Genomic DNA, 23,056 nt, shown 5'->3' on the forward strand with positions numbered 1-23,056 from the left:
AATCACCAAAGGTCGTAGGGGAATGCAGCCAGCAGACCGGCCTGCAGCTTTTCCAGATCGAATGCGCCGTTGCCACCCAGTGCCAGACATTCTTCGACGTTGTTGCCCGCATGCCACTGCATGCGCCCGGTCCCGTGGTAGTAATCGTCGTACTTGAAACGGTCTTCGCCATTGCCCCAGTCCAGATACACCGCCGGGATGCCGTACGCCTCGGCAAGGATGAGGCCGTGCAGCGAACTGCTGACCACCAGTTCGGCACCCAGCAGCTGGCTCATGAAGGTTGCCGGCTTGACGTTGGGAAACACCAGGTGGTCTGCGTAGGCGCTGTACTTCTCGACCGGTTCGTTGAAATGCGGAACGATGGCGAACGGACGCTTCTCAGCCGTGCCCAATGCCTCGGCCGGGAAAAACATCGGGGTCAGCAGACCCGGGTCGCCATAGACTTCCGGCACCGCGATGCCGCGGTCCAGCAGAAATTGACGGGTCTTGGGCCCGCGCACCGCCCGCACGTCGAGCGTGCTGAAGGTATTGCGCTCGGCCGGAATCTTGCCGTTGATGCCGCTGCCCCAGACGGTGTCGCCATCCTTGGCAAAGTGCAGCACCGAACCGATCGCGATCAGCTTTTTGCTGAGATCGCGCTTCTCGATCAGCGTCTTGTCCTGCAGGGAAAGCACACAGGACACGATCACCTTGGACAGGTGATCCCCCATGTTGACGCCAGCGTTCTTCGGCTGCCACCAGAACAATGCGCGACGTTCTGCGTGTTCTATCCACTTCTGCAGCAAAGCGTTGGCCATAAAGGGAGGTCTCCTGTCTTGAACGGGCGAGGTGCGCTGCATCAATGCGAGAGCGCGGCCTCCGAGGAAGCACGCGCGGCTGCGCCGGTGTGCTGCGGATACAAACGGGTTTCCGGATACGCGGCTGGATCCAGTACACGGTCGGTGGTGTCGGACCAGTTCAGACACTGGCGGTAACGCACATGCGGCGCGTCCAGCGCCTGCCCGATTGCAGCGACGATCGAATCGGCATTGCCGGGCGTATAACCAAAGCGCGACTGCTGGTACGGCCCGACCACTGCATTCGGACACACCGCAGGCAACCCGAAAAAGTCGTACTGCAACAGCTTCATCGAGCTATCGGCCAGATACACCGGCACTTGTTCCGACGCATACGGCGCGATGCCGAACCGCGCGTGCTTGATATAGCCGATCGTCTCGACGTGCTTCATTTCACCATAGACCACGACATTGTCGCCATAGCCCGGGTGGCGCCCCATGCCCGACCCGATCACATGAAACGTGACCTGCGGAAACGCCTTGCTGGCAACGACGAAGAAGTCCGGATCGAACAGCATCGACCCCACCGCCACCGCATGGATTCCTTCGCCATACGGCGACGGATCGCCCAGCTGATCCAGGTTGTGATCCACGCCATGCCCGACGTGATAGACGTTATCGCGGCTTGCGATCTCTTCGGCCATGGCCGGCGACACCAGCGCGATGACGTCCAGGGCGGGCGCAACCCGGTCGAACTCGCGTTCGATATAGGACGCAACATTGATCGTGCTCAATCCATCGGAGGCGCGATACACCAGCTTGGCGGTGGGATTGGTGCGCTTGGCCAGTTCGATGAAGGCCACGGCAATGCCGCTTTCGAACACGATGACATCCGCCTCGCGCATCCAGTCCAGCAGTTGCCTGGGGGGATGTGCGGCATACCAGCGGAACATCGCGTCTTCGACAGACTGCAGCCACGCTCGACGCGTATTGAACGGATGCACGGTGGTGCGCCAGAGATAGCATTCCACGCCCTTGTGCGACACCACGGTGTTGGCGGTGTCGTCCAGCGGCAGCCGCATATCGCCCTTCATCCGCGACAACCGGCTGTAACGCAGCGAGAAAAATCGCGTCGTCCCGCGCAGCGCAAGCTGATCGGTGATGAAGTGGATGTTGGCGCGGCGCGGGGTGCGGTAATCGTGTGCGGACAAGACCAGATAGCAAGGCCGGCGAATGCCGGAAGCAGCGGCGGCGGGTGTGTCGCTCATGGGCCGTGTCCTATGAATGAGTGAGAGAAAGCATGCCCGAATGCAGGCGAAGACGATGTCGATCTCATCGACGCGCCTTGGCCTGGCTCAACAACTTGCGGATGTTGACGATGGAGATCACGTCGCGACGGAACGACGGCCAGATACCCAGCATCAGCAGGCAGACTGCAGCCATCGCCGCTGCACCTGCGGCCAATTGCTGCCATAGCGGGCCGCCGACGCTGATCGAGGCGTAATACGCGCAGGCGCCGGCGACGCCGTAAGCCACCATCGCGCGTACTGCATTGGTGAACAGCATGCCCACCGGCGTATCGGAAATCTTGCCGACCCAGACCAGCGACATCGGCCAGGTCACCAGCAGGCCGAACGAATAACCGATGGCCACCCCCATCGCCCCCCAGCGCGAACCGACGAAGATGCAGGCGATCAGCACGATGCGGCTGACCAGCGAGAACAGCAATTGCTCGCGCATCAAACCGCGCGCCAGGAACACCCAATACGTGGCGTAGGACGCAGTCTGGAAAATACCGCCCAACGCGAGCACCTGGAACAAGGGCACTGCCTCGCGCCATTGTTCGCCCAGTACCAGAACGATCAACGGCATCGCCACCGCACAAGCGAACGAGAACAGCGCCACGATCAGATGCACCATCACCGTCTGCCCGCGCAGCAGAAACGCACTGAAACGCTCGCGATCGTCCTGCAACTGCGACAGCACCGGCAACGCCACGCTGGTCGCCGGTGCATTGATCTGGTTCAACGGCATCATCAGCAGCTGGAATGCGCGGTTGTACAGACCCAGCGCATCGGGCCCGGCGCGCCAGCCGATGATCACCTGCCCCACATTGCGGCTGGCATATCCCAGCAACTGCGCCGCCATCAGGTTCCAGCCGAAACTCATGAAATCGCGCATCGGTGCGGAACGTTGATAGCCGCCGGGCAGCCAGCGTGCGCAGCTGCCCGCGATCACCAGGTTGACTACCGCCTGCACCACCTGTTGCACCACCAGCGCCCAATAGCCCCAGCCCAGCAGCGCGGCGGCCACGGCCGCACCCAGCCCCAACACCTGCGAGCCCACATCGCTCAGTGCCACCTGCCCAAAGCGCAGCCCGCGGCTCAGATGCGCGCGGTATTGGGTGGTCATGCCGTTGATCAGGAACGTCACCGCAAGCGCTTGCGAGATCGTGACCAGTGCCGGCTCTTTGTAGAAGTTGGCGATCAGATGCGCCGATGCGAACACCACCACCGACAACGCCAGGCCGATACCGCTATTGATCCAGAACAGGTTGTCGCGTTGTTCGCGGCTGACGTGCTTGGCCTGCACGGCAGCGGCAGACAGCCCGAAATCGCGCAGGATCTCGGCGGCACCGACAATCGCGGTGACCATCGCCATCAGGCCGTAGTCGTATGGCGTCAGCAGCCGCGCCAGCAGGATGATGCCGCCGAACTGCACGACCATCTTGGCCGACTGGCCGAGCATGGTCACCGCGGCCCCGCCGGCAGCGCGCGAGCCGAGGCTGCGCTGCGGAGGCGGTGTCGGAGAGGACGTCGTGGGGGGCTGGGCGGTCACAGTGCAGCGTCCCCATCCTTGCCCAGCGCGTCGAGGTAGGCGCGGTAGTGCAGCTGCCCGATGCGCGGCCAATCGCGTTGCGACAGATCCGGCGCCGGCCCGCGCGGTGCGCAGCGCACCGTATCCAGCATGCCGGTCAACAGCGCCGCGTCGAACTCGCCTTGGTAGAGAAACACCCAGCCTGGCCCCACTTCTTCGGCAATCGCCGCGTTGGATTCGCTCCACGGCGCCAGCACCGGGCGCGCCAACGACAACGCCAGCAGCAGCGTGCCGGAGTTGTGCATCTGCCGGTATGGCAACACCACCAGCTCCGCTTGGCTGACCTCGCGCGCCAGCACCAGCTCTTCGACATAGGCGAGCAATGCGCTGATGCGCGGATCCTGCGCGCTGGCCTCTTCTACCAGCGTGCGCATCTGCGGCGTGGCCGGGTTGCCGACGATGCGCAGGCTCAAGCGTGGGTCGCTAACCTCGCGCATGACCTCCAGCAGCGTTTCCACGCCCTTGTACGGACGGATCAGCCCGAAATGCAGCAGCCGCCCCGGTACCGTGCTGCCTTGGGGCATCGTCGCGAACCAGTCGCGGTAGTGGCCGTGCAGGATGGTGTCGGTAAACGGCGGGCGCGCCGGCGTGGTGGCGTTGATGCGGATCCAGCGACGCGTCAGGCGATCGACCCAGCGCAACAGGCTGCGCTCGCGCCAACCGCGATCTTCGTGCGGGGCCAGGTTGTGCAAGGTGCGCACCACCGGCGTGCCGGTGAGCTGCAACTTCAACAGCAGCAACGCTGCGCAAAACTGCTTGGCCAGCGTGCCCACGGCGCTGGGATGGCGCAGCAGGTATTCGGGCCAGTGCAGATGCAGCACGTCGTAGCGCGACAGCAAGGCAGCGCGCATCGAGAAGAAGCGCGGGTGCACCGCGTCGGGCAGCGCGTCGTAGAGCTGGGTCAGGTACGGGTTGGTGCTGGCGTTGGGCTTTTCGGTGGAAAACAACACCGTGACCTGCGGCCTTGCGGCCGCGCGTGTCGTCTGTGCGGATGCGAGCGCGCTCATCGCAGCGTCTCCTGCGGGCGCGGCGTGCCAAGTGCACTGTGGTACTCGTCGATGTAGCGACCCACCACATGCTTCCAGTCGTAGCGGCTCACATAGGCCATCGATGCCGCACGACGCGCTGCGAAGTCGCCATCGGCCGTCAGTGCGAGCGCCTGCACCTGGTCGGCCGCCGCCTCGATCCTGTCGCGGTTGACGATCACCCCCTGCCCCGACTCGCTGGCCAGCCGCACGAACGGCGGGATATCGCTGAGGATCGGAATCAGGCCCGCACTCATCGCCTCCACCGCAGCAATGCCAAACCCTTCATGGCGCGACAGACAGACGAAGAACTGCGCCTGCTGCATCAACGCGCGCAGCTGTTCCTGCGACGGCGACATGCTCAGCTGCACCTTGTCCTGCAACCCCCGTTCGGCGATCGCCTTGCGCAAGTCGGCCTCGTTCAAATCGTATTCGCGGCCGGCGATGATCAGCTGCCACTGCGGATCGCGCGCGAGCATCGCCTTCAGCAGTTCCAGCGTCTCGATCAGCCCCTTGTTGACCGACCAGCGTCCGAAGTAAAGCATCGTCCGCCCCGGCGCGGCCGCGCCCTGCCCCGCATATTTCTGCACGTCCACGCCGTTTTCGATCACCCGCAAGCGGGCCGGCGATACTACCTTGGCAAACAGGTCGCCATCGTTCTCGCTGGTTGCGATCACCCGCGCATACGCCAATGCAGAGGTGCGCGTGAGGGTCTGGAACCACAGCTGTTTCATGCGCGACGCATACGCGGTGTGGAAGAACCCACCGTGCGTGGACACCACCATCGGCTTGCCGTGCAGCGGCTTGGTCAACGCCAGATAATCGTAGAAAAAATCGATCCCGTGCAGATGCACCACATCTGCCGAACCAATCGCGCCCAGCACCGACGGCGCAAACGGATAGCGCGACGAACCGCGATAGCCGATCCGCCGGATCGGCAGACCTTGATGGGTCTCCTGCGGCGCAAGCTGCGCGTCCGGATCGGTGAACACCCGATCCAGCGTCACCACTTCCACCGTATCGGCGCTAGTGGCCTGATGCTGGCGGGCAACGTTGAGGACGACCTCTTCCATGCCTCCGATCGAGGGATGGAATTGGCGGACGACATGCACCACTTTCATTACGCCAATCTCCTGTACCAGCCGCGCGCACGCAGGTGCCGCGACAGCTGATGATTCTTGAACTGCGTCATTGACTCTTCAACCCCAACATCCATGGCGCGCTACGTACCAGCACAGCGCGCATCGGCACCGCGCAGGCGATCGCAACTGCGCTGAGCCCCATCGCCCACATCGGGGTTCCGACAAGGCCGCGATCGATCACCCCGGTGCGTGCAACCACGCTGGTGACCACCAGGAACACCAGCGTATGCGTGCACAAGATCAGCAAGGTGTTGGTGCCGATCCATTGCACCCATTGCCAGTCCCGGACGAAGTACGCGACGCACAGCGTCATCGCAGTCCCCAGCAGACTCACCAGCAGGAACAACGCGGCCGATTGCCCGAACAGCAGGTTATTCACGTCCACCTGCCCGTTCACTGAGGCCAGCAGCCACCATGCCGTTGCGACGACGGGTAGCCCCAGTGCCCACACCCATGCCCCGAGCGCGCGTAGCGTATCGGCAAAGCGCGACAGCCAGCCACCCACCGCGATGAAGAACAAGGCGATCGGCAACACGTCCAACGCAAGCGGCAAGCGCAACTGCAACGAGGGAAACCATCCCGCCCATGCCAATGCGATCGGCAAGCTGAGCGCCGCTACCACCGTCGTGCTCAAACGCGCACGCAGTGCAATGTAGGCCAGCGTTGTGACAAACAAGGCCGGTAAAAACCACAATGCCGGCAACACGTAGAGGCGCGTGCCGTTGGCCCAGAACACGCCGAGAAACGGGTCCCACCACGCGCGCGCGCCGGGCTGCCCGAACGCATGGTTGAGCACCGCCGTCCGGAGCCAGAGCCCATAGGCCACCAGGAAAAACGCCAGATACGGGATCAACAGCGTCCGCGCCAGCTTTTTCACCGTCGACACATTCAACCCGCGACGCCCGAAACGTTCGCCGACCCAGCCGGAGAGCACGAAAAACAACGGGACATGGAAGCTGTAGGCAAACAGCTTGTAGGCCGGCGGCATGCCGCTTGCGTGCCCCAGCACCACCAGCACGATGGCCAACGCCTTAGCCGCATCGATCTGCCAATCGCGGGCCAGCGCCGGCGCCCGACCGGGGGTTGCCACGCTCGTGTCGTGCTCGGCGCGCGGGAAAGAAGGAGCAGTCGTCATGCCGCGGCGCCGGTCATGCCGCCACCGTGCGCGCACCCAGGGCCCAGGGGGCAAAACGCATCAACACCCAGCGCATGGGCACGCAGGCGACCAGCGCAAAGACCGTCACGAAAAGCGCCCAACCCAGGCCCGGCCGCCCTGCACCGAATCCACCGGCTACTGCCGCAACGCCGGACAGAACGAAGAACACCAGCATATGCGTGCACAGGATCAGCAAGGTGTTGCGGCCGATCCACTGCACCCACGCCCAACTCTGCACCAGCCGCGCCGCGCAGATCACCATCAACGACCCCAGCACCGCACTGAGCAGAAACACCGCATGATCGCGCCCGAAGCCGAGCATGTTGACGTCGACACGCCCGTTGCGTTGTGCCAACCACGCAACCGCAACCGCCAATGCCAAGGTCACCAACGCACTGACCGGCAACGAGGTCGGCAGACGCGGCGACACGTAGATCAACAAGGCACCGAGCGCGTAGAAGCACAACGACACCGGTAGCACATCGAGACCGAAAAAAAGCCGCACTCCCTGCGCCGGGAACCAGTTCATCCAGAACCACGCCAGCACCAGTGATACAGCCGCAATCGCCAACGGGGGCAGTACGCGCCGCAGCACCACATAGCTCACCACGGTTACCAGCATCACCGGCAAAAACCACAGCGGCGGCTGCACATACAGGTCCGGACCGATCCCGGTGAACAACGAGACGATCGGCTCCCACCACGGATGACTTCCCCAGCGCGCGGCCTTCTCGCCGATATTGCGGGTCAACAGCCAGTACGCGTAGCCCAGCAGATAGAACGTGACATACGGCAGCAGCAGGCTGCGCGCCTGTTTGGTGATGGTCTGCGTCATGCTGGTGGTACGCGACGCATAGCCGGCTGCCAACCAACCCGACACCAGGAAAAACAGCGGCACGTGGAAGCTGTATGCGAACAAGGTCATGCCATGCGGCACGCCCTTGGCATGGCAGAACACCACCAGCAAGATCGCGATCGCCTTGGCCGCATCGATCCGTGGATCGCGTGCGCGCCCACCGGCCGCGATCCGCACGCCTGCATCAGTCGCAACCGACGACGACACCGTCGCCGCCGAGTTCATCGCCCCGCTCCCGCAGGCAATGGCAACTGCGCGCCATCAGCCGTTGGATCATCCTTGATCGAAGTAGTGGAGAGCGCCGACGCAGACCAGGTCGGATGCATATGCCACAGGCAGCCGCACACGAACCACCACAGCGCCGAGGTCTTGATCGAGAAGTAGCCGTTGGACACCAGCAAGCTCAGCGCAAACGCGAAGATGGCCAGGTTCTTGAACAGTTGGCCTTCCTTGCTCGGCATCAGCAACAGGAAGGAATACGACAACAGGAACGCCAGCACCCCGACGATCGACTGCGATGCGATGAAATACGAAATGCCGCTATCGAAGTAACGGTAGGCCTGCGCAAAATCCAGCCCCAGCCACGACTCGAACGACAGGTTGTTCATCGAGTAAACCGTGAAGAATATCCGGCCCATGGTGGTGTCCTGGTATGCCGTGATCCCGGTGATCCACACCAGCAGCCAAGCACTCATGATCACCAGCAAGAACACCAGAAACGCCAATCGCTGATCCAGCCGTTTCAATAGCGGCGTCAGCAACACCATCAGCACGCAGGTGCCGGCCGCCAATCGTCCATCCGAGGCGACGATCATGAACCCGATCAAGCCCACCGACAGCACCAGCGCCGCGGGCCGCATCCAACGCCAGAACACCAGCAGGATGGCGGTGAAGAAACAGATGTAGTTGCCCATCGTCACCGGCTCGATGAACATCGAGGAGGCGCGCGGGAGATTGGAACCGGGCAGGAAGTTGCGCTCGCCCGGACGCGTGGCGCTGACGAACAGGTTGCTGTCTTCGTTCCAGAACCCTTCGGCGCTCATGCCACGCGCATTGACGAAAAAGCTCTTGGGATTGACCAGATCGCCATACGCACTTGGCATTGCCAGCTCGAAGGCGGCAACCAGCGAGACGATGATGGTCATGCGGATGAACAACTTGGGCACCGAGCCGGTATAGGCAGAGCCCAGCACCACGAACGCGAACACCACCAGGGCATCGCGGAAGAATTTCGGATCGATCTGCCAGTTCACCAGGAACCGCACGAACATGAGCAGGACGATCAACCCGAGCCCGCTGACGATCAGGGCAATGCGCTTGCGGCTCAGCGAACCGAGGCCCAGCACGAAGCAGGCCGCGTAGACGATGAACTCCACTGCGTAGGTGATCACCGGACGCACGGTGAACACGTTCGCATTGATCAGTGCCAGCACCAGGTTGTAGCCCACGCCGACCAGCAGCGTCAGTTCGATCAGCAGGTTGTGCCAGCGAACGCGGGTTTCCTCGCTCATTCGAATCAGCATGCACATGCCTGCCTGAAAAGGGCGGCTGCGATGCAGCCGCCCGCGACGCCTGACGCGCCAGGTCGCACGCTCCCCGCCATCATCAGTACGCGGTCTTCTGTCCGAGCACGCGCACCGCCGTCAGCACGATGATGCGGATATCCAGCCACAACGACCAGCGACGGATGTAATCCAGGTCGTACTGGATACGCTTCTTCATCGTCCGCAGCTCCGGGGTCTCGCCACGGAAGCCATTGACCTGCGCCCAACCGGTGATGCCCGGCTTGACGTAGTGGCGCTGCATGTAATGGTTGATCAGCTTTTCATAGTGCGTGTTGTGCTGCGCCGCGTGCGGGCGCGGGCCCACGATCGACATGCTGCCGCCCAGCACGTTGAAGATCTGCGGCAACTCGTCCAGGCTGCTGCGACGCAGGAACGCACCGAAACGGGTGATGCGGGTGTCGTTCTTGGTCGCCTGCTGGATCGTGGTGCCATGATCGTCATGCACGCGCATCGAGCGGAACTTGAACATGTAGAACTCGCGACCGCCCAAGCCGTGACGGCGCTGGCGGAAGAACACCGGGCCCGGCGAGCTCATCTTGACGCCGACGGCAATCGCAGCCATCAGCGGCCACAGGCCCATCAGCGCGATCACGGCCAGGATCTTGTCCTGCAGCGCCTTGGCAACCACGAAGTAGTTGTCGCGGTCGACCCCGCCCTGGCGCAGGTTGATCACCGGCGTATTGCCGATCTGCTCACCGGACTGGTTCAACAAGCCGAAGTCGAACAGATCGGGCACCAGCTTCACGTTGATCGGGTAACGATCCAGACGTTGCAGCAGCTGCTTGATGTGATCGCGCTCGCCCAGCGGCAGCGAAATCCACACCTGCTCGACCTGGTTCTCCTTCAGGTAGTCGATCAGCGCTTCCGGCTCGCCCAGGCACGGCAGCGACTGGCGCTGTTCGGTCACGGCGATGTCGTAGGGCGTGCGGAAGTAGCCGACCAGATTCATGCCGACCCACGGATTGCGGCTCAGGTAGTGATTGATCTTCATCACCGGATGCCGCAGGCCGACCACCACCACGCGCTGGACGTCCACGCCCTGCGCACGCAGGTGGTTCAGGAAGCCGCGCAGCAAGGTACGCGCCGCCACCAGCGAAGCCAGCCCGCCGACGAACCACAGGCCGATCCAGCCGCGCGAGACCTGCTCGCCCACCTGCACGATCAGCGCATGCACCGCAAACAGCGCAAACACGCCGCCGAAGGCACCACCCAGCACCATCAACTCGCTCAACAGTCCGCGACCGCGCCAGCTGCGATACAGCGGGAACAGCGCGAAGCAGATCACCGAATACAACAGCGTCGTGGCGATCGCGACCCGATACGGCGCAGCAGGCACCCAGGAGCCGAACACGATGCGGTAGGCGATCAGGCCCGATACGACCACCATGGTCAGGTCGAACACACGCAGGACCAGGTCGGCGGCCGCCGAGTACTTGGACAACAATCGCGGCGAGGATGTCGTGTAGGTCGCGCTACTCAAGTCTGCCAAAAGCATGGGGATGTCCTCCAAACTCGATACGGCGCATGCGGGGGAACATACGAATCGCACGCGAGCTTTCAATCATCTCCGTCGAACGATCACCGCGGTAATACCTACCGACCCCAGATCGCACGACAGCCCTTTGTTTCAACAGAGACAAACTTTCAAAACGAGGGAGCCCGAAACATACGGGATCCCACTTTTTCTACGCTGAATCGGTTGTCACTTTAATTAACCACTGTTTTGCAACATCACGATGTCAGTTCAATCGTGTTTCCGGCCCAGTGCCCCGCAGGAAGTAACGCACAAGCGCCACAGCCAACCCAAGGAATACGCCAAAGATGAAGCCCAAAGCGAGGTTCAATTTGAGTTTCGGCGAAGTCTTCGACGTAGGCACATCTGCAGTGTCGACGATGGTCACGTTGTTGGCGCCGACATTGCTTGCCACACCGATTTCCTTGTAGCGCTGCAGGAGCGCATCGTAGAGCTGACGGTTGGTGTCGACGTCGCGCTTGAGCATGTTGTAGCGGATGCTGCGGCTCTGCAGGTCCAGTTCGTTGGTACGCAGACCGGCGATGCGTTCGTTGAGCAACTGCTCCTGATGTACCGACGCGTCATAGGTCGCCTTGAGCGACTGGCGGACGTTGACCACCTCACCATTGATCTGGCGGCGCGACTCTTCGATCTGCGCCTTCAGGCGCTGCATTTCCGGGTAATCCGGCTTGAAGGTCGACAGCTTCTGCTGATATTCGCTGGTCAAACGCACCTGCTCGCCGCGCAAGGTCTGGATCAGCGGGCTGCTCAGCACCTGCGGCAACGACATGGCATCGCCGCTAGCGGCCTGACGCCAGGCGGCCTCGGCCTTGATGCGTGCATCCTGTGCCGACGCCAGCATCGCGTTGAGGTCGGTCAGGTTCTGCGCCGGCAACGACGGCTTGTCGTCGCCCACCGATACGATCTGCTCATCGGTCGAGTACGCAACCAGCGTCTTTTCCGAATCTTCCACCTTGTCGCGCAACTGCTCCAGGCGCTCGGCGAGGAACTTGGTCGCGAACGAAGACGCCTTCATGCGGCGCTCCTGCGTGCTCACGATGAACACCTTCGGATAGGTGTTGGCGATCTTGGCCGCAAGTACCGGGTCCGGCGAATCGTAGTTGACGTAGACCAGGCGCGAATTGAGGATCGGCTCGACGACCAGGCCTGCCAGCAAGGTGTCGGTCAGGCTGCGCTCGATGATCGCCTGACGCGAATCCACCGACTTGCCTGCTTCCGGATTCTTGGCCGCCGCCTTTTCCAGCGCTTCTTCGACCTGCTGCTTGAACGCCGGCTCCTGATCGAGCTTGGCTTCACGAATCACCGCACGTGCCAGCGAACGGCTCTGCAGCAACTGGTACTGAGTCTGGTAGAAGTCGCGATCCTGCGGCGACTCGACCGGCATCAGGTTGTCGACGTTCACCACATTGAGCGAATCGCGCTCGATCTGCAGCGTGCTGGTGGCGCGATACTTTTCCGGCATCAGAAAGGTGATCACCAGCGCCAGTAGCACGGCGGCGATGGTGATCATGATGATCAGCCAGCGTTGCGACACCAGGGCACGCCAGTAGTCGAGCAAGCTGACGTCGGCCAGTTCGAGATGCCCGTGACGCTGCGACGGCGAGGAACGATTGTCGGAATTCATACTCATCGGTAAGCGCGCCACACCATCACTAAGGGGGTCAGTTCCAGCATGGTGCGCAACCAGACGCGCGCATCCGAGCGATACACCACGACGATATCGCCGCCATAGATCTCAGGGTCCGGATTGGTGCCCTTCTCGATCTCGGTCAGGTCGAAGCGGGCGATCATCTTCTGCCCGTTGACCATGCGGAACACGATGACGTTGCCGCGGCTTGCCACGGTGCTGACGCCCTTGGCCTGTGCCACGGCCTGTTGCAGCGTCAGATTGGCACCGATCACCGGATAGATGCCGGGCTCGGTGACGGCGCCGGTCACGGTCACCCGACGGCCATTGGATTCCTGCACGAACACCGACACCTGCGGATTCTGCAGGTAGCCGCTGCGGTAGCGATCGGCAACCATCTTTTCCAGCTCGCCGACACCCATGCCGGCGGCGTTGACGTCGCCGATCAACGGCAGCGAGATGTGGCCATTCTGATCGATGCGGACCTGCCGTTCCAGATCGTCGACCTGAAACACCTTCACCAGCAACAGGTCGCCTGGGGAGAGTCGATACTCGGGCTGCACCGCGGACATTGCCAGCGGATCGGGAAGCGGCAATGACCTCGCCATGTCCTTCCCGGTGCTGCAGGCACCCAGTGTCATCGAGCAGATCAACGCCAGGCTGAGGCCTTGGCAAAATCGTCCGATCAGTTTCTTCATGCGTGTGGCTGGCTGCCTCGGTTGGGTGGGACAGGAGCTCGCGCAGCATTCAACCGGCCAAACACGCCAGCACGAACGTACGACAGAGGGTTCATCCCGGAACACCGGGATCACGACGGGTATGACGTGTTGCACTGCACTATGGCACAGAACGATCGCATCGCAAGACGCGGCACGCCATTTTTTTGACGGCGTTGGCCTATTGATTCAAGTTCGTCGTTACCGCGTTAACAAACCGTGATCCACGTTCTAATCCGTTGCTAATGATTTGGAGCGTTTCCGGATACTTAGCATCGTTGTGTGACCTTCGTCCATAGCGAACTGAACCGAAAAAACTGACCGCTAGCCTTCGGTTCATGCTGCACTGCGATATGCCGATCTGCATATCGAGCGGACGCTGCCAGGACACAAAAATGCAATGGTGCGGCGCAACAAAAAAGCCCATGTCGAACCGACATGGGCTTGATGTTTGGTCGGGGTAGCCGGATTCGAACCGACGACCACTAGTCCCCCAGACTAGTGCGCTACCAGGCTGCGCTATACCCCGAAGATGCTGCATCCCGTCGCGAGGACGGCCTGCGATTATAGCGGCTTTGTGAAGCGTTTTCCTAGCGGCGCAGCAGTTGCAGCACTTCTTCCAGTTCCATGCGCACCTGCTTGATGATCTGATTGCTCAGCGCCGACTCGCTTTTGGCGCCATCGCCCTCCAACCGCAGACGCGCCCCGCCAATGGTATAGCCCTGCTCGTAGAGCAGGCCGCGGATCTGCCGAACCATCAGCACATCGTGGCGCTGGTAGTAACGGCGGTTGCCGCGCCGCTTGACCGGCTCCAGGCTCGGAAACTCCGTTTCCCAGTACCGCAGCACATGCGGCTTGACGTCGCACAGTTCGCTGACCTCACCGATGGTGAAATAGCGCTTGGCCGGAATCGGCGGTAGTTCGCGATTACTGCCCGGATCCAGCATAAGCCTCCACCCGCTCCTTGAGCTTCTGGCCAGGACGGAAGGTCACCACCGTCCGGGCCGAGATCGGAATTTCCTCGCCGGTCTTGGGATTGCGACCGGGCCGTTGGTTCTTGCGCCGCAAATCGAAGTTGCCAAACCCCGACAGCTTGACCTGACGCCCCTGCTCCAGCGCATCGCGCAGCACATCGAAAAACGCGTCGACAAATTCCTTCGCCTCACGCTTGTTCAGGCCGACCTCGTCGAACAGACGCTCGGCCATCTCCGCTTTCGTCAATGCCATGCCAATCCCCTGGTTACCGCCTCAACTCCGGATCCGGGCGCGGTGCTCGCGCTCGATCACGGCCACCACATCGGTAACGACCGCATCCACGTCCCGGTCGGTGAGAGTGCGCGAGTTATCCTGCAAAATCAAGCCCATAGCAAGACTCTTGAAACCTGGCTCGACCCCCTGCCCGACATAGCGGTCGAACAGCTGCACCTCGCGCAGCAACGGGCCAACCGTGGTCTGCACGCTGGCCGACAGCGCCGCCCAACTGACCGCCTCCGGCACCAGGAAGGCCAGATCGCGACGCACCGACGGGTACCGCGACAGCTCGCCGGCACGCGGCAGCGCCCGCCGCACCAGCGGCTCCAGCTGCAGTTCGAACGCGATCACCTCGACGTCGATCTCCAGCGCCTTGGTCAGCCGCGGATGCACCTGGCCGATCCAGCCGATGCACACGCCATCGCGATAGATATCGGCCGACCGGCCTGGATGCCCGAATGGCTGACTGGAAGACTGGAACTCCAGCACCGCGCCGCTGGCTGCTGCCAGTGCCATCAGGTCGCCTTTCACATCGTGAAAGTCCACCTTGCGCGCCGGCTCGCCCCATTGCAACGCCAGCGCATCGCCACAGACCGCGGCAGCGACATGCTGGGATTCCCGAGGGGCAGCGCCTGCCTGCGCGGCGGCGGCAAACACCTTGCCCAGCTCGAACAGCCGCACTCGGCCTGCCTGACGGGCAGCGTTGCGGCCCAATGTGGCGACCAGGCCAGGCAACAGGCGCGGGCGCATGATGGCCAGCTCGGCGCTGAGCGGATTGGCCAACGGCACCAGGCCGTCGGTCAACTGCCAGCGCTCCAGCAAGGCGGCATCGACAAAGGCGTAATTGATGGTTTCCTGCAGCTCGCGCGCCACCAGCTGGCGACGCACGCTGAGCTCATCGAGCTGGGTTTCGCTCGGCATCGCAATCCGGCTTGCCCCGCCCGGCAGCGTGGTCGGCACGCGGTCGTAGCCGTGGATACGCGCCAACTCTTCGATCAGGTCTTCTTCGATGGCGATATCGAAGCGACGGCTCGGCGCCATCACCTGCCAGCCTTCGGCAACTGCCTCGATCCGCATGCCGAGCGCGCCCAGGATGCGCGCGACCTCGGCGTCATCGATCCGGATGCCCAGCACGCGCGCGATCCGCGCACGCCGCAGCAGGATGTTTGCAGGCTGCGGCAGATGTTGCGGCAGTTGCGCATGCACGACCGGGCCCGGCGTGCCACCGGCCAGTTCCAGCACCAGCCGCGTCGCGACTTCAATCGCCTGCGGCGCCAGCGCCGGGTCCACGCCACGCTCGAAGCGATGACCGGCATCGGTATGCAGCCCGAGCTTGCGGCCACGGCCCATGATCGCGGCCGGATCGAAGTACGCCGACTCCAGGAACACGTTGCGCGTGGTCTCGGTGACGCGCGTGTCCAGCCCACCCATCAGACCGGCCAACGCCACCGGGCGGTCGGCATCGGTGATGGTCAGGAAGCTATCGTCCAGCGTGACCTGCCGCCCATCCAGCAGCGCCAGCTGCTCGCCACCGCGCGAACGGCGCACCCCGATCGGGCCCTGCAAGGTATCCAGATCGAAGGCATGCATCGGCTGGCCCAGCTCCAGCATCACGTACTGGGTGATATCCACCAGCAACGACACCGGGCGCACGCCGCTGCGGCGCAGCCGCTCGGCCAGCCATACCGGCGTTTTCGCGGCCGGGTCGATGCCCTCGATCACCCGCCCGCAGTAGCGCGGCGCTTCCTTGCCGGCATTCAACTCCACCGCGAGCGTGCGTGTGGACGCCGACGCAACGGCCCCGGCATCGAATGCCACCACTTCGCTGGCGCACGCTGCGGCCACGTCGAAGGCGATGCCACGCACGCTGAAACAATCGGCGCGATTGGGGGTGAGCTTGATTTCGATGCTGGCATCCGGCAAGCCCAGGTAGTCCGCCAGGGCCTGCCCCACCGGCGCATCGTCCGGCAACTCGAACAGCCCGGACGCATCGCCATCCAGGCCCAGCTCCTTGGCCGAGCACAACATGCCGTTGGACGGCACGCCGCGCAAGGTTGCGGCCTTGATCGTCAGCTCGCCGATCTGCGCGCCAACCAGCGCCAGCGGCGCCACCAGACCGGCACGCGCATTGGGCGCGCCACACACGATCTGCAGCAACTCGCCCTGCCCGGCATCGACACTGCAGACCTGCAGGCGATCGGCTTCCGGGTGTCGCACGGCGTCGACGATGCGCGCCACCACCACCTGACCAAGTGCCTCGCCCAACGGCGTGACGTCTTCGACTTCCAGGCCGATCGCCGTCAGCGTGGCGGCAAGTTCCTCGCGCGAGGCCTGGATCGGAACGTGGCTACGCAGCCAATTTTCAGAGAATTTCATGAGGGGCCGGGATTCGGGATTCGGGATTCGTAAAACCTGTTGACGGGGGTGATGCGAGACGAGGGCGCTGTTGCGAATCCCGAATCCCGAATCACCAATCCCCGCCGTCAGGCGAACTGCCGGAGAAAACGCACGTCGTTTTCGAAGAACGCGCGCAGGTCGTTGACGCCATAGCGCAGCATCGCAAAGCGCTCCACGCCCAGGCCGAAGGCAAAGCCGGTGTAGCGCTCCGGGTCGATGCCGACGCTGCGCAACACGTTCGGGTGCACCATGCCGCAGCCCAGCACTTCCAGCCAACGCGTGCTGCCATCGGGCTGCTGCCAGGCGATGTCCACTTCCGCACCCGGCTCGACGAACGGGAAATAGCTGGGACGAAAACGCATCTCGAAATCGCGCTCGAAGAACGCACGCACGAACTCGGACAACGTGCCCTTGAGATCGGCGAAAGTCGAATGCTCGTCCACCAGCAACCCCTCGACCTGATGGAACATCGGCGAGTGGGTCTGGTCCGAATCGGAACGATATACCTTGCCGGCTGCGATCATGCGCAGCGGCGGCTTGTGTGCGTCCATGTAACGCACCTGCACACCGGACGTATGCGTACGCAGCAGGCGCCCGTCGCCAAAATAGAAAGTGTCGTGCATCGCACGCGCCGGATGGTGCGGTGGGAAGTTCAGCGCCTCGAAGTTGTGCCAGTCGTCCTCGATTTCCGGGCCATCGGACAACTCATACCCCAGCCGCGCGAAGATTTCGACGATGCGCTCGAGCGTGCGCGTGACAGGATGCAGACCGCCACGTTCGCTGCGGCGGCCTGGCAGGGTGACGTCGATGCGCTCCCCGGCAAGACGCGCGTCCAGCGCTGCGGTTTCCAGGGTCGCCTTGCGCTCCGACAACGCTGCGGTCAGCGTATCGCGGGTCTGGTTGATCGCCTCACCGGCGGCCTTGCGCTGGTCGGGCGGCAACGTACCGAGCTGCTTGAGCTGGGCAGTGACGCTGCCGCTCTTGCCCAGCAAGGCGACCCGCAGGGCTTCCAGCTGGTCCGGCGTCTGCGCGGCGGCGACATCGGCCAGCGCGCGCTCGGTCAGGGATTGAATCTCACTCATTGCACTCGCGCCTCAACTGCTCAGCCGAACGGTGTTTCCGGATGCACCGGAATGCATTGCTACTCAAATCGCGTCCTGCCAGGCATCAACTCAACGATGCCGGCCATCTAAAAACGCAAAAGGGGAAGGACTCGCGCCCTTCCCCCTGCATATCTGCTTGCCCTCGCCGGAGGCCTGCACACGAATGCGCAAACCCCGACAAGAAACTACCCTTTCAAAAGTCCGCACATGGATGTGCGAGCTCTTGCAGAGGGACCTGCATTTACGCCGCCAGCGCGCCCTTTGCCTTCTCAGCCAGCGCGGCAAAGCCGGCGGCGTCGTGCACGGCGATATCAGCCAGCACCTTACGGTCCAGGGTGATGCCAGCCTTGAGCAGGCCGTTCATGAAACGGCTGTAGCTCAAGCCGTTGATGCGGGCAGCCGCGTTGATGCGGGTGATCCACAGCGAACGGAAATTACGCTTCTTCTGCTTACGACCAATATAGGCGTACTGCTGCGCCTTGATGACCGCCTGTTTGGCAACGCGGAACACCTTGCGGCGAGCGTTGTAGTAACCCTTTGCCAGGGTCAGAATTTTCTTGTGGCGGCGACGCGCCTGTACGCCACGCTTTACTCGTGCCATGGGTCAGTCCTCAGAGGTAGGGAAGCATACGGTCAAGACGGCCAGCGTCCTCGGCACGGACGTGATTCGTCTGCCGCAGGTTGCGCTTCCGCTTGGTCGCTTTCTTCGTGAGGATGTGGCTACGGTTGGCGTGGCCGCACTTGTACTTGCCGGAGGCGGTCTTGCGGAAACGCTTGGCCGCCGCCCGGTTGGTCTTGATCTTGGGCATTGCAATGTCCTTGATGGTGTTTTGTCACTGACACGGGCGGCAGTCTTGCGACCACACTTTCCATCCTTGCCCTTGCCTGCTTGTAAGTCCTTGATCGAACACGATCCGGACAGGTCCTGTACCGCTTGCGCGGCGCCCCGGCAAAACCGGGCCGCGCAGTCTACCCGTTGCCGGGACTTCTTGCAAATCGCTGCTGTCGCCAGTCGGACCGACCCTACCAGGGCCGGTCGCGGTGGAATCAGATCTTTTTCTTGGGCGCGATCATCATAACCATCTGCCGCCCTTCCAGGCGCGGACGGGACTCGATGACGATGTCTTCGCCCAGGTCGGCCTCGATGCGTGCCGCCATCTCGCGACCCAGCTCCTGGTGGCTCATTTCGCGGCCACGGAAGCGGATGTTGACCTTGACCTTGTCGCCCTCTTCCAGGAAGCGGCGCATGTTGCGCAGCTTGATCTGGTAGTCGCCCTCGTCCGTGACCGGACGGAACTTGAGTTCCTTGATCTCGACCTGCTTGGTCTTCTTCTTGGCCTCGTTGGCCTTTTTCTGCTGCTCGAACTTGAACTTGCCGAAATCCATGATCTTGCAGACCGGCGGATCGGCCTGCGGCTGGATTTCGACCAGATCCAGGCCTTCTTCCTCGGCCTTGGCGAGCGCTTCGTCGCGCGACAACACGCCGACCATCTCACCGTCACTGCCGATCACGCGGACGCGCGGCACACGGATTTCTTGGTTCTTGCGGTTCTGTTTGTTGTCAGGGGTACTGATATTGCAATCTCCCAGGGGAATCGAACCGGCGCATCCGGATCATCCAGACCGGCCGGGGTTGGCTCACGCTGCCTGCTCTGCCTGCAGGCGTTCGATGAAGGCGGAGACCGACATGGTCCCGAGGTCCTCCCCCGAACGCGTCCGCACAGCGACCGCGCCATTTTCCTTCTCGCGGTCACCGACCACGAGCAGGTAAGGCACGCGTTGCAGCGTATGCTCGCGAATCTTATAACCGATCTTCTCATTACGCAAATCGGCGTTGACACGGAAGCCTTGATTTGCAAGGGTTTTCCGAACCGAGTCCACATATTCAGCCTGAGCGTCGGTGATATTGGCGACAACGACCTGGACCGGGGCGAGCCAGGACGGGAAGGCGCCGGCATGGTGCTCGATCAAGATACCGATGAACCGCTCCATCGAACCGACGATGGCCCGGTGCAGCATCACCGGATGCTTCTTCTGGCTGTGCTCGTCCACGTACTCGGCGCCGAGGCGGCCCGGCATCATGAAATCGACCTGCATCGTCCCCAGCTGCCAGGTGCGGCCGATGGCGTCCTTGAGGTGGTACTCGATCTTGGGGCCGTAGAAGGCGCCCTCGCCCGGCAGCTCCTGCCACTCCACCCCGCACACGCCCAGCGCGCTGCGCAGCGCGGCTTCGGCCTTGTCCCAGGTGACGTCGTCGCCCAGGCGCTTTTCCGGGCGCAGCGCGATCTTGATCTCGATGTCGTCGAAGCCGAACGCGGTGTAGACCGCCAGTGCCTGCTGGTGGAAGGCGGTGACTTCGGCTTCGATCTGCGATTCCAGGCAGAACACATGCCCGTCGTCCTGGGTGAAGCCGCGCACGCGCAGGATGCCGTGCAGCGCGCCGGAGGGCTCGTTGCGGTGACAGGCGCCGAACTCGCCGTAGCGGATCGGCAGGTCGCGGTAGCTGTGCAGGCCCTGGTTGAACACCTGCACGTGGCCGGGGCAGTTCATCGGCTTGACCGCGTAGGTGCGCTTTTCCGACTCGGTGAAGAACATCGCATCCTGGTAGTTGTCCCAGTGGCCGGACTTCTGCCACAGCGACACGTCCAGGATCTGCGGGCAACGCACTTCGCCGTAGCCGCTGTCGCGGTAGACCTTGCGCATGTACTGCTCGACCACCTGCCACAGCGACCAGCCCTTGGGATGCCAGAACACCAGGCCGGGCGCCTCTTCCTGCAGATGGAACAGGTCCTGCTGCTTGCCGATGCGGCGATGGTCGCGCTTGTCGGCCTCTTCCATGCGCAGGATGTAGGCGTCCAGCTGCTTCTTGTCGGCCCAGGCGGTGCCGTAGATGCGCTGCAACTGCTCGTTCTTGGCATCGCCGCGCCAGTAGGCACCGGAAATGCGGGTCAGCTTGAAGGCCTTGAGGAAGCGCGTATTGGGTACGTGCGGGCCGCGGCACATGTCCACGTATTCCTGGTGGTAGTACAGGCCCATCGCGGTGATGTCCTCGGACATGTCCTCGATCAGGCGCAGCTTGTACTCCTCGCCGCGCTGGGCGAACACCTCGATCACCTCGGCGCGCGGGGTGACCTTCTTGATCACGTCGTAATCCTGCGCGATCAGTTCCTGCATGCGCTGCTCGATCGCGGCCATGTCGTCCGGCGTGAATGGGCGCTCGCTGTAGATGTCGTAGTAGAAGCCTTCGGCGATGACCGGGCCGATCACCATCTTGACCTCCGGGTACAGCTGCTTGACCGCATGCCCGACCAGATGCGCGCAGGAGTGGCGGATGATCTCCACGCCTTCGGCGTCCTTGGCGGTGATGATGCGCAGGCTGGCATCGTGGTCGATGACGTCGCTGGCGTCGACCAGCTGGCCATCGACCTGGCCGGCGATGGTGGCCTTGGCCAGGCCGGCGCCGATCGACTGGGCGACCTGCATCACCGAGACGGGGGATTCGAATTCGCGGCGGCTGCCGTCGGGGAGCGTGATATTGATCATGGGCAAGAATGGGGTCTGGGCTGGCTGCAGCGGTCCGCTGCCATGGGAGATCTGCCCACTGCTGGACAGGCTCGGAAAGAGAAGAACGAGAAGTGCTGCGGAAGACAACGGCACGCGGGCGCTAGCTGCGCAGGGGCCGGTCCGGGTCAACGGTGGGCGGTGGTAGTGCTCATGTCGCACGCTGGGCCGGCGCGGAGCGCGGGCCACCTTCTCGCAAGGGGTCTTGGGCATGAATGGTAAACCAATCAGGCGGCCACTGTGCAGGGCGGCACGGCGCCGCCGGGCGCGTGGCATGATGCCGGCCACTTGTCCTGCCGTTGCCGACCATGACCATCAAGGGTAAAGCCACCTCGCTGGATATCGCCTATCTGGCCGGTGTATCGCAGCCGACCGTCTCGCGCGCGTTGCGCGGCAGCCCGATGGTCAACGAGGAAACGCGCAAGCGCATCCTGCGCATCGCGCGCGAACTGAACTACAAGGTCGACAAGAACGCCTCCTCGCTGCGGCTGCGCAACGCCGGCACGCTGGCGCTGCTGTTCTTCGAAGACCCCACCGCCGACGATTCGCTGATCAACCCGTTCTTCCACTCGATGCTGGGCTCGATCACCCGCGCCTGCGCGCTGCAGGGCTACGACCTGCTGGTATCGTTCCAGCAGCTGTCCAAGGACTGGCAGGCCGATTACGAGGACAGCAACAAGGCCGACGGCATCATCTTGCTGGGCTATGGCGACTACCAGCAATCGCGCCAGCGGTTGCAGCTACTGGTCGAGCAAGGCACGCATTTCGTCCGCTGGGGCGCGGCGCTGCCGGGCCAGCCGGGCATTTCGATCGGCAGCGACAATTATCAGGGCGGGCTGGACATCACCGAGCACCTGTTGGCGCAGGGGTGTCGACGGATCGCGTTTCTGGGCCACGCGTCCAACCACTATCCCGAATTCGAAGAACGCTACCGGGGCCATGTCGCGGCACTGGCGCAGCAGGATCTGGTCGCCGATGCCGGGCTGCAGTTCGATGCGATCACCACCGAGTCGTCCGGGCATGCGGCCTGCCTGGCGCTGCTGGACAGCGGCAAGGCATTCGACGCGGTCTGCGCGGCCAGCGACCTGATCGCGATCGGTGCGATGCGTGCCCTGCGCGAACGCGGCCTGCGCGCGCCGCAGGACGTGGCGATCAGCGGTTTTGACGATATTGCATTGGCGGCATCGGTTGCGCCTGCCTTGTCCACCGTGCAGCAGGACACCAAGCAGGCCGGCACGCTGTTGGTGGAAAGCCTGGTCGCGCTGATCCGTGGCGAAGCGGCGCAGAGCCGCACGATCCCGGTGCGCCTGGCATTGCGCGATTCCTCGCGCAGCAGCGGGCTGCAGCCGCCGCTGGGTTGGACTCCGTCGCCGGCAACGGAGTCCGGTGACGCGATGTGCGGACAGGCGGCCAGCAGAGTTGCTGGGCGCTGAGGATCGGGAATCGGGAATCGGGATTCGGGAATCGTTA

The 23,056-nt window shown here is 63.2% G+C and carries 20 protein-coding genes and 1 tRNA gene; 1 reads left to right on the forward strand and 20 read right to left on the reverse strand.

Features of this window, described 5'->3' with window-relative positions:
- Window positions 1–2: 2 nt before the first annotated feature.
- From FHY18_RS02855 to thrS, 20 genes are all read right to left on the reverse strand, one after another.
- Complete coding sequence (locus FHY18_RS02855) at window positions 3–797, reverse strand: polysaccharide pyruvyl transferase family protein (RefSeq protein WP_259150900.1); 795 nt, start codon at window positions 795–797, stop codon at window positions 3–5.
- Between the two features lie 41 nt (window positions 798–838).
- Window positions 839–2,044 carry a glycosyltransferase family 1 protein gene (locus tag FHY18_RS02860; RefSeq protein WP_259150901.1) on the reverse strand — a complete coding sequence of 402 codons (1,206 nt, stop codon included), beginning with the start codon at window positions 2,042–2,044 and terminating at the stop codon, window positions 839–841.
- A 64-nt stretch (window positions 2,045–2,108) separates the two neighbouring features.
- Window positions 2,109–3,614 carry a lipopolysaccharide biosynthesis protein gene (locus FHY18_RS02865; RefSeq protein WP_259150903.1) on the reverse strand — a complete coding sequence of 502 codons (1,506 nt, stop codon included), beginning with the start codon at window positions 3,612–3,614 and terminating at the stop codon, window positions 2,109–2,111.
- Entirely contained in the window at window positions 3,611–4,660 is a 1,050-nt protein-coding gene (locus FHY18_RS02870; RefSeq protein WP_259150905.1) for a glycosyltransferase, read from the reverse strand. The genes FHY18_RS02865 and FHY18_RS02870 overlap by 4 nt, the downstream gene beginning before the upstream one ends.
- The gene (locus tag FHY18_RS02875; RefSeq protein WP_259150906.1) at window positions 4,657–5,799 is read right to left on the reverse strand and encodes a glycosyltransferase family 4 protein; all 1,143 of its coding nucleotides are present in this window, start codon (window positions 5,797–5,799) and stop codon (window positions 4,657–4,659) included. The genes FHY18_RS02870 and FHY18_RS02875 overlap by 4 nt, the downstream gene beginning before the upstream one ends.
- A gap of 67 nt (window positions 5,800–5,866) precedes the next feature.
- The gene (locus tag FHY18_RS02880) at window positions 5,867–6,991 is read right to left on the reverse strand and encodes an acyltransferase family protein (protein ID WP_259150908.1); all 1,125 of its coding nucleotides are present in this window, start codon (window positions 6,989–6,991) and stop codon (window positions 5,867–5,869) included.
- On the reverse strand, window positions 6,969–8,057 hold the full coding sequence (locus FHY18_RS02885; RefSeq protein WP_259150909.1) for an acyltransferase family protein: 1,089 nt from the start codon (window positions 8,055–8,057) through the stop codon (window positions 6,969–6,971). Before FHY18_RS02885 ends, FHY18_RS02880 begins: the two co-directional genes overlap by 23 nt.
- Window positions 8,054–9,343: a polysaccharide biosynthesis protein GumE gene (locus FHY18_RS02890; protein ID WP_259150912.1), complete on the reverse strand. Its 1,290-nt coding sequence runs from the start codon at window positions 9,341–9,343 to the stop codon at window positions 8,054–8,056. The genes FHY18_RS02885 and FHY18_RS02890 overlap by 4 nt, the downstream gene beginning before the upstream one ends.
- 94 nt (window positions 9,344–9,437) lie before the next feature.
- Window positions 9,438–10,892, reverse strand: coding sequence for an undecaprenyl-phosphate glucose phosphotransferase (locus FHY18_RS02895; RefSeq protein ID WP_259150914.1), 1,455 nt, complete (start codon window positions 10,890–10,892; stop codon window positions 9,438–9,440).
- Window positions 10,893–11,136: 244 nt separating this feature from the next.
- A complete protein-coding gene (locus FHY18_RS02900) occupies window positions 11,137–12,576 on the reverse strand; it encodes a GumC family protein (RefSeq protein WP_259150915.1) in 1,440 nt (479 codons plus the stop codon).
- The gene (locus tag FHY18_RS02905; RefSeq protein ID WP_259150916.1) at window positions 12,558–13,256 is read right to left on the reverse strand and encodes a polysaccharide biosynthesis/export family protein; all 699 of its coding nucleotides are present in this window, start codon (window positions 13,254–13,256) and stop codon (window positions 12,558–12,560) included. Before FHY18_RS02905 ends, FHY18_RS02900 begins: the two co-directional genes overlap by 19 nt.
- A 470-nt stretch (window positions 13,257–13,726) precedes the next feature.
- Window positions 13,727–13,803 (reverse strand) — tRNA-Pro (locus FHY18_RS02910).
- Between the two features lie 61 nt (window positions 13,804–13,864).
- Complete coding sequence (locus FHY18_RS02915) at window positions 13,865–14,221, reverse strand: MerR family transcriptional regulator (RefSeq protein ID WP_005995911.1); 357 nt, start codon at window positions 14,219–14,221, stop codon at window positions 13,865–13,867.
- A complete protein-coding gene (locus FHY18_RS02920; protein WP_002811076.1) occupies window positions 14,202–14,501 on the reverse strand; it encodes an integration host factor subunit alpha in 300 nt (99 codons plus the stop codon). Before FHY18_RS02920 ends, FHY18_RS02915 begins: the two co-directional genes overlap by 20 nt.
- Window positions 14,502–14,522: 21 nt before the next feature.
- Window positions 14,523–16,901 (reverse strand): phenylalanine--tRNA ligase subunit beta, encoded by a 2,379-nt coding sequence (gene pheT, locus FHY18_RS02925; RefSeq protein WP_259150954.1) that lies wholly within the window; start codon window positions 16,899–16,901, stop codon window positions 14,523–14,525.
- Window positions 16,902–17,008: 107 nt separating this feature from the next.
- A complete protein-coding gene (gene pheS / locus FHY18_RS02930) occupies window positions 17,009–18,004 on the reverse strand; it encodes a phenylalanine--tRNA ligase subunit alpha (RefSeq protein WP_259150955.1) in 996 nt (331 codons plus the stop codon).
- 262 nt (window positions 18,005–18,266) lie between these two features.
- On the reverse strand, window positions 18,267–18,626 hold the full coding sequence (rplT, locus tag FHY18_RS02935) for a 50S ribosomal protein L20 (protein WP_003484828.1): 360 nt from the start codon (window positions 18,624–18,626) through the stop codon (window positions 18,267–18,269).
- Window positions 18,627–18,636: 10 nt separating this feature from the next.
- Window positions 18,637–18,834 carry a 50S ribosomal protein L35 gene (rpmI, locus tag FHY18_RS02940; protein ID WP_002811096.1) on the reverse strand — a complete coding sequence of 66 codons (198 nt, stop codon included), beginning with the start codon at window positions 18,832–18,834 and terminating at the stop codon, window positions 18,637–18,639.
- Between the two features lie 238 nt (window positions 18,835–19,072).
- Window positions 19,073–19,600, reverse strand: coding sequence for a translation initiation factor IF-3 (gene infC / locus FHY18_RS02945; RefSeq protein WP_074052463.1), 528 nt, complete (start codon window positions 19,598–19,600; stop codon window positions 19,073–19,075).
- A 63-nt stretch (window positions 19,601–19,663) separates the two neighbouring features.
- On the reverse strand, window positions 19,664–21,568 hold the full coding sequence (gene thrS, locus FHY18_RS02950; RefSeq protein WP_259150962.1) for a threonine--tRNA ligase: 1,905 nt from the start codon (window positions 21,566–21,568) through the stop codon (window positions 19,664–19,666).
- A 326-nt stretch (window positions 21,569–21,894) separates the two neighbouring features.
- Between thrS and FHY18_RS02955 the strand changes: the two genes are divergently transcribed.
- Window positions 21,895–23,019 carry a LacI family DNA-binding transcriptional regulator gene (locus FHY18_RS02955; RefSeq protein ID WP_259150963.1) on the forward strand — a complete coding sequence of 375 codons (1,125 nt, stop codon included), beginning with the start codon at window positions 21,895–21,897 and terminating at the stop codon, window positions 23,017–23,019.
- The last annotated feature ends 37 nt before the right edge of the window (window positions 23,020–23,056 follow it).

The organism is Xanthomonas sp. 3793, assembly GCF_024806835.1.
In the GTDB taxonomy this organism is placed as follows: Bacteria; Pseudomonadota; Gammaproteobacteria; order Xanthomonadales; family Xanthomonadaceae; genus Xanthomonas; species Xanthomonas arboricola_F.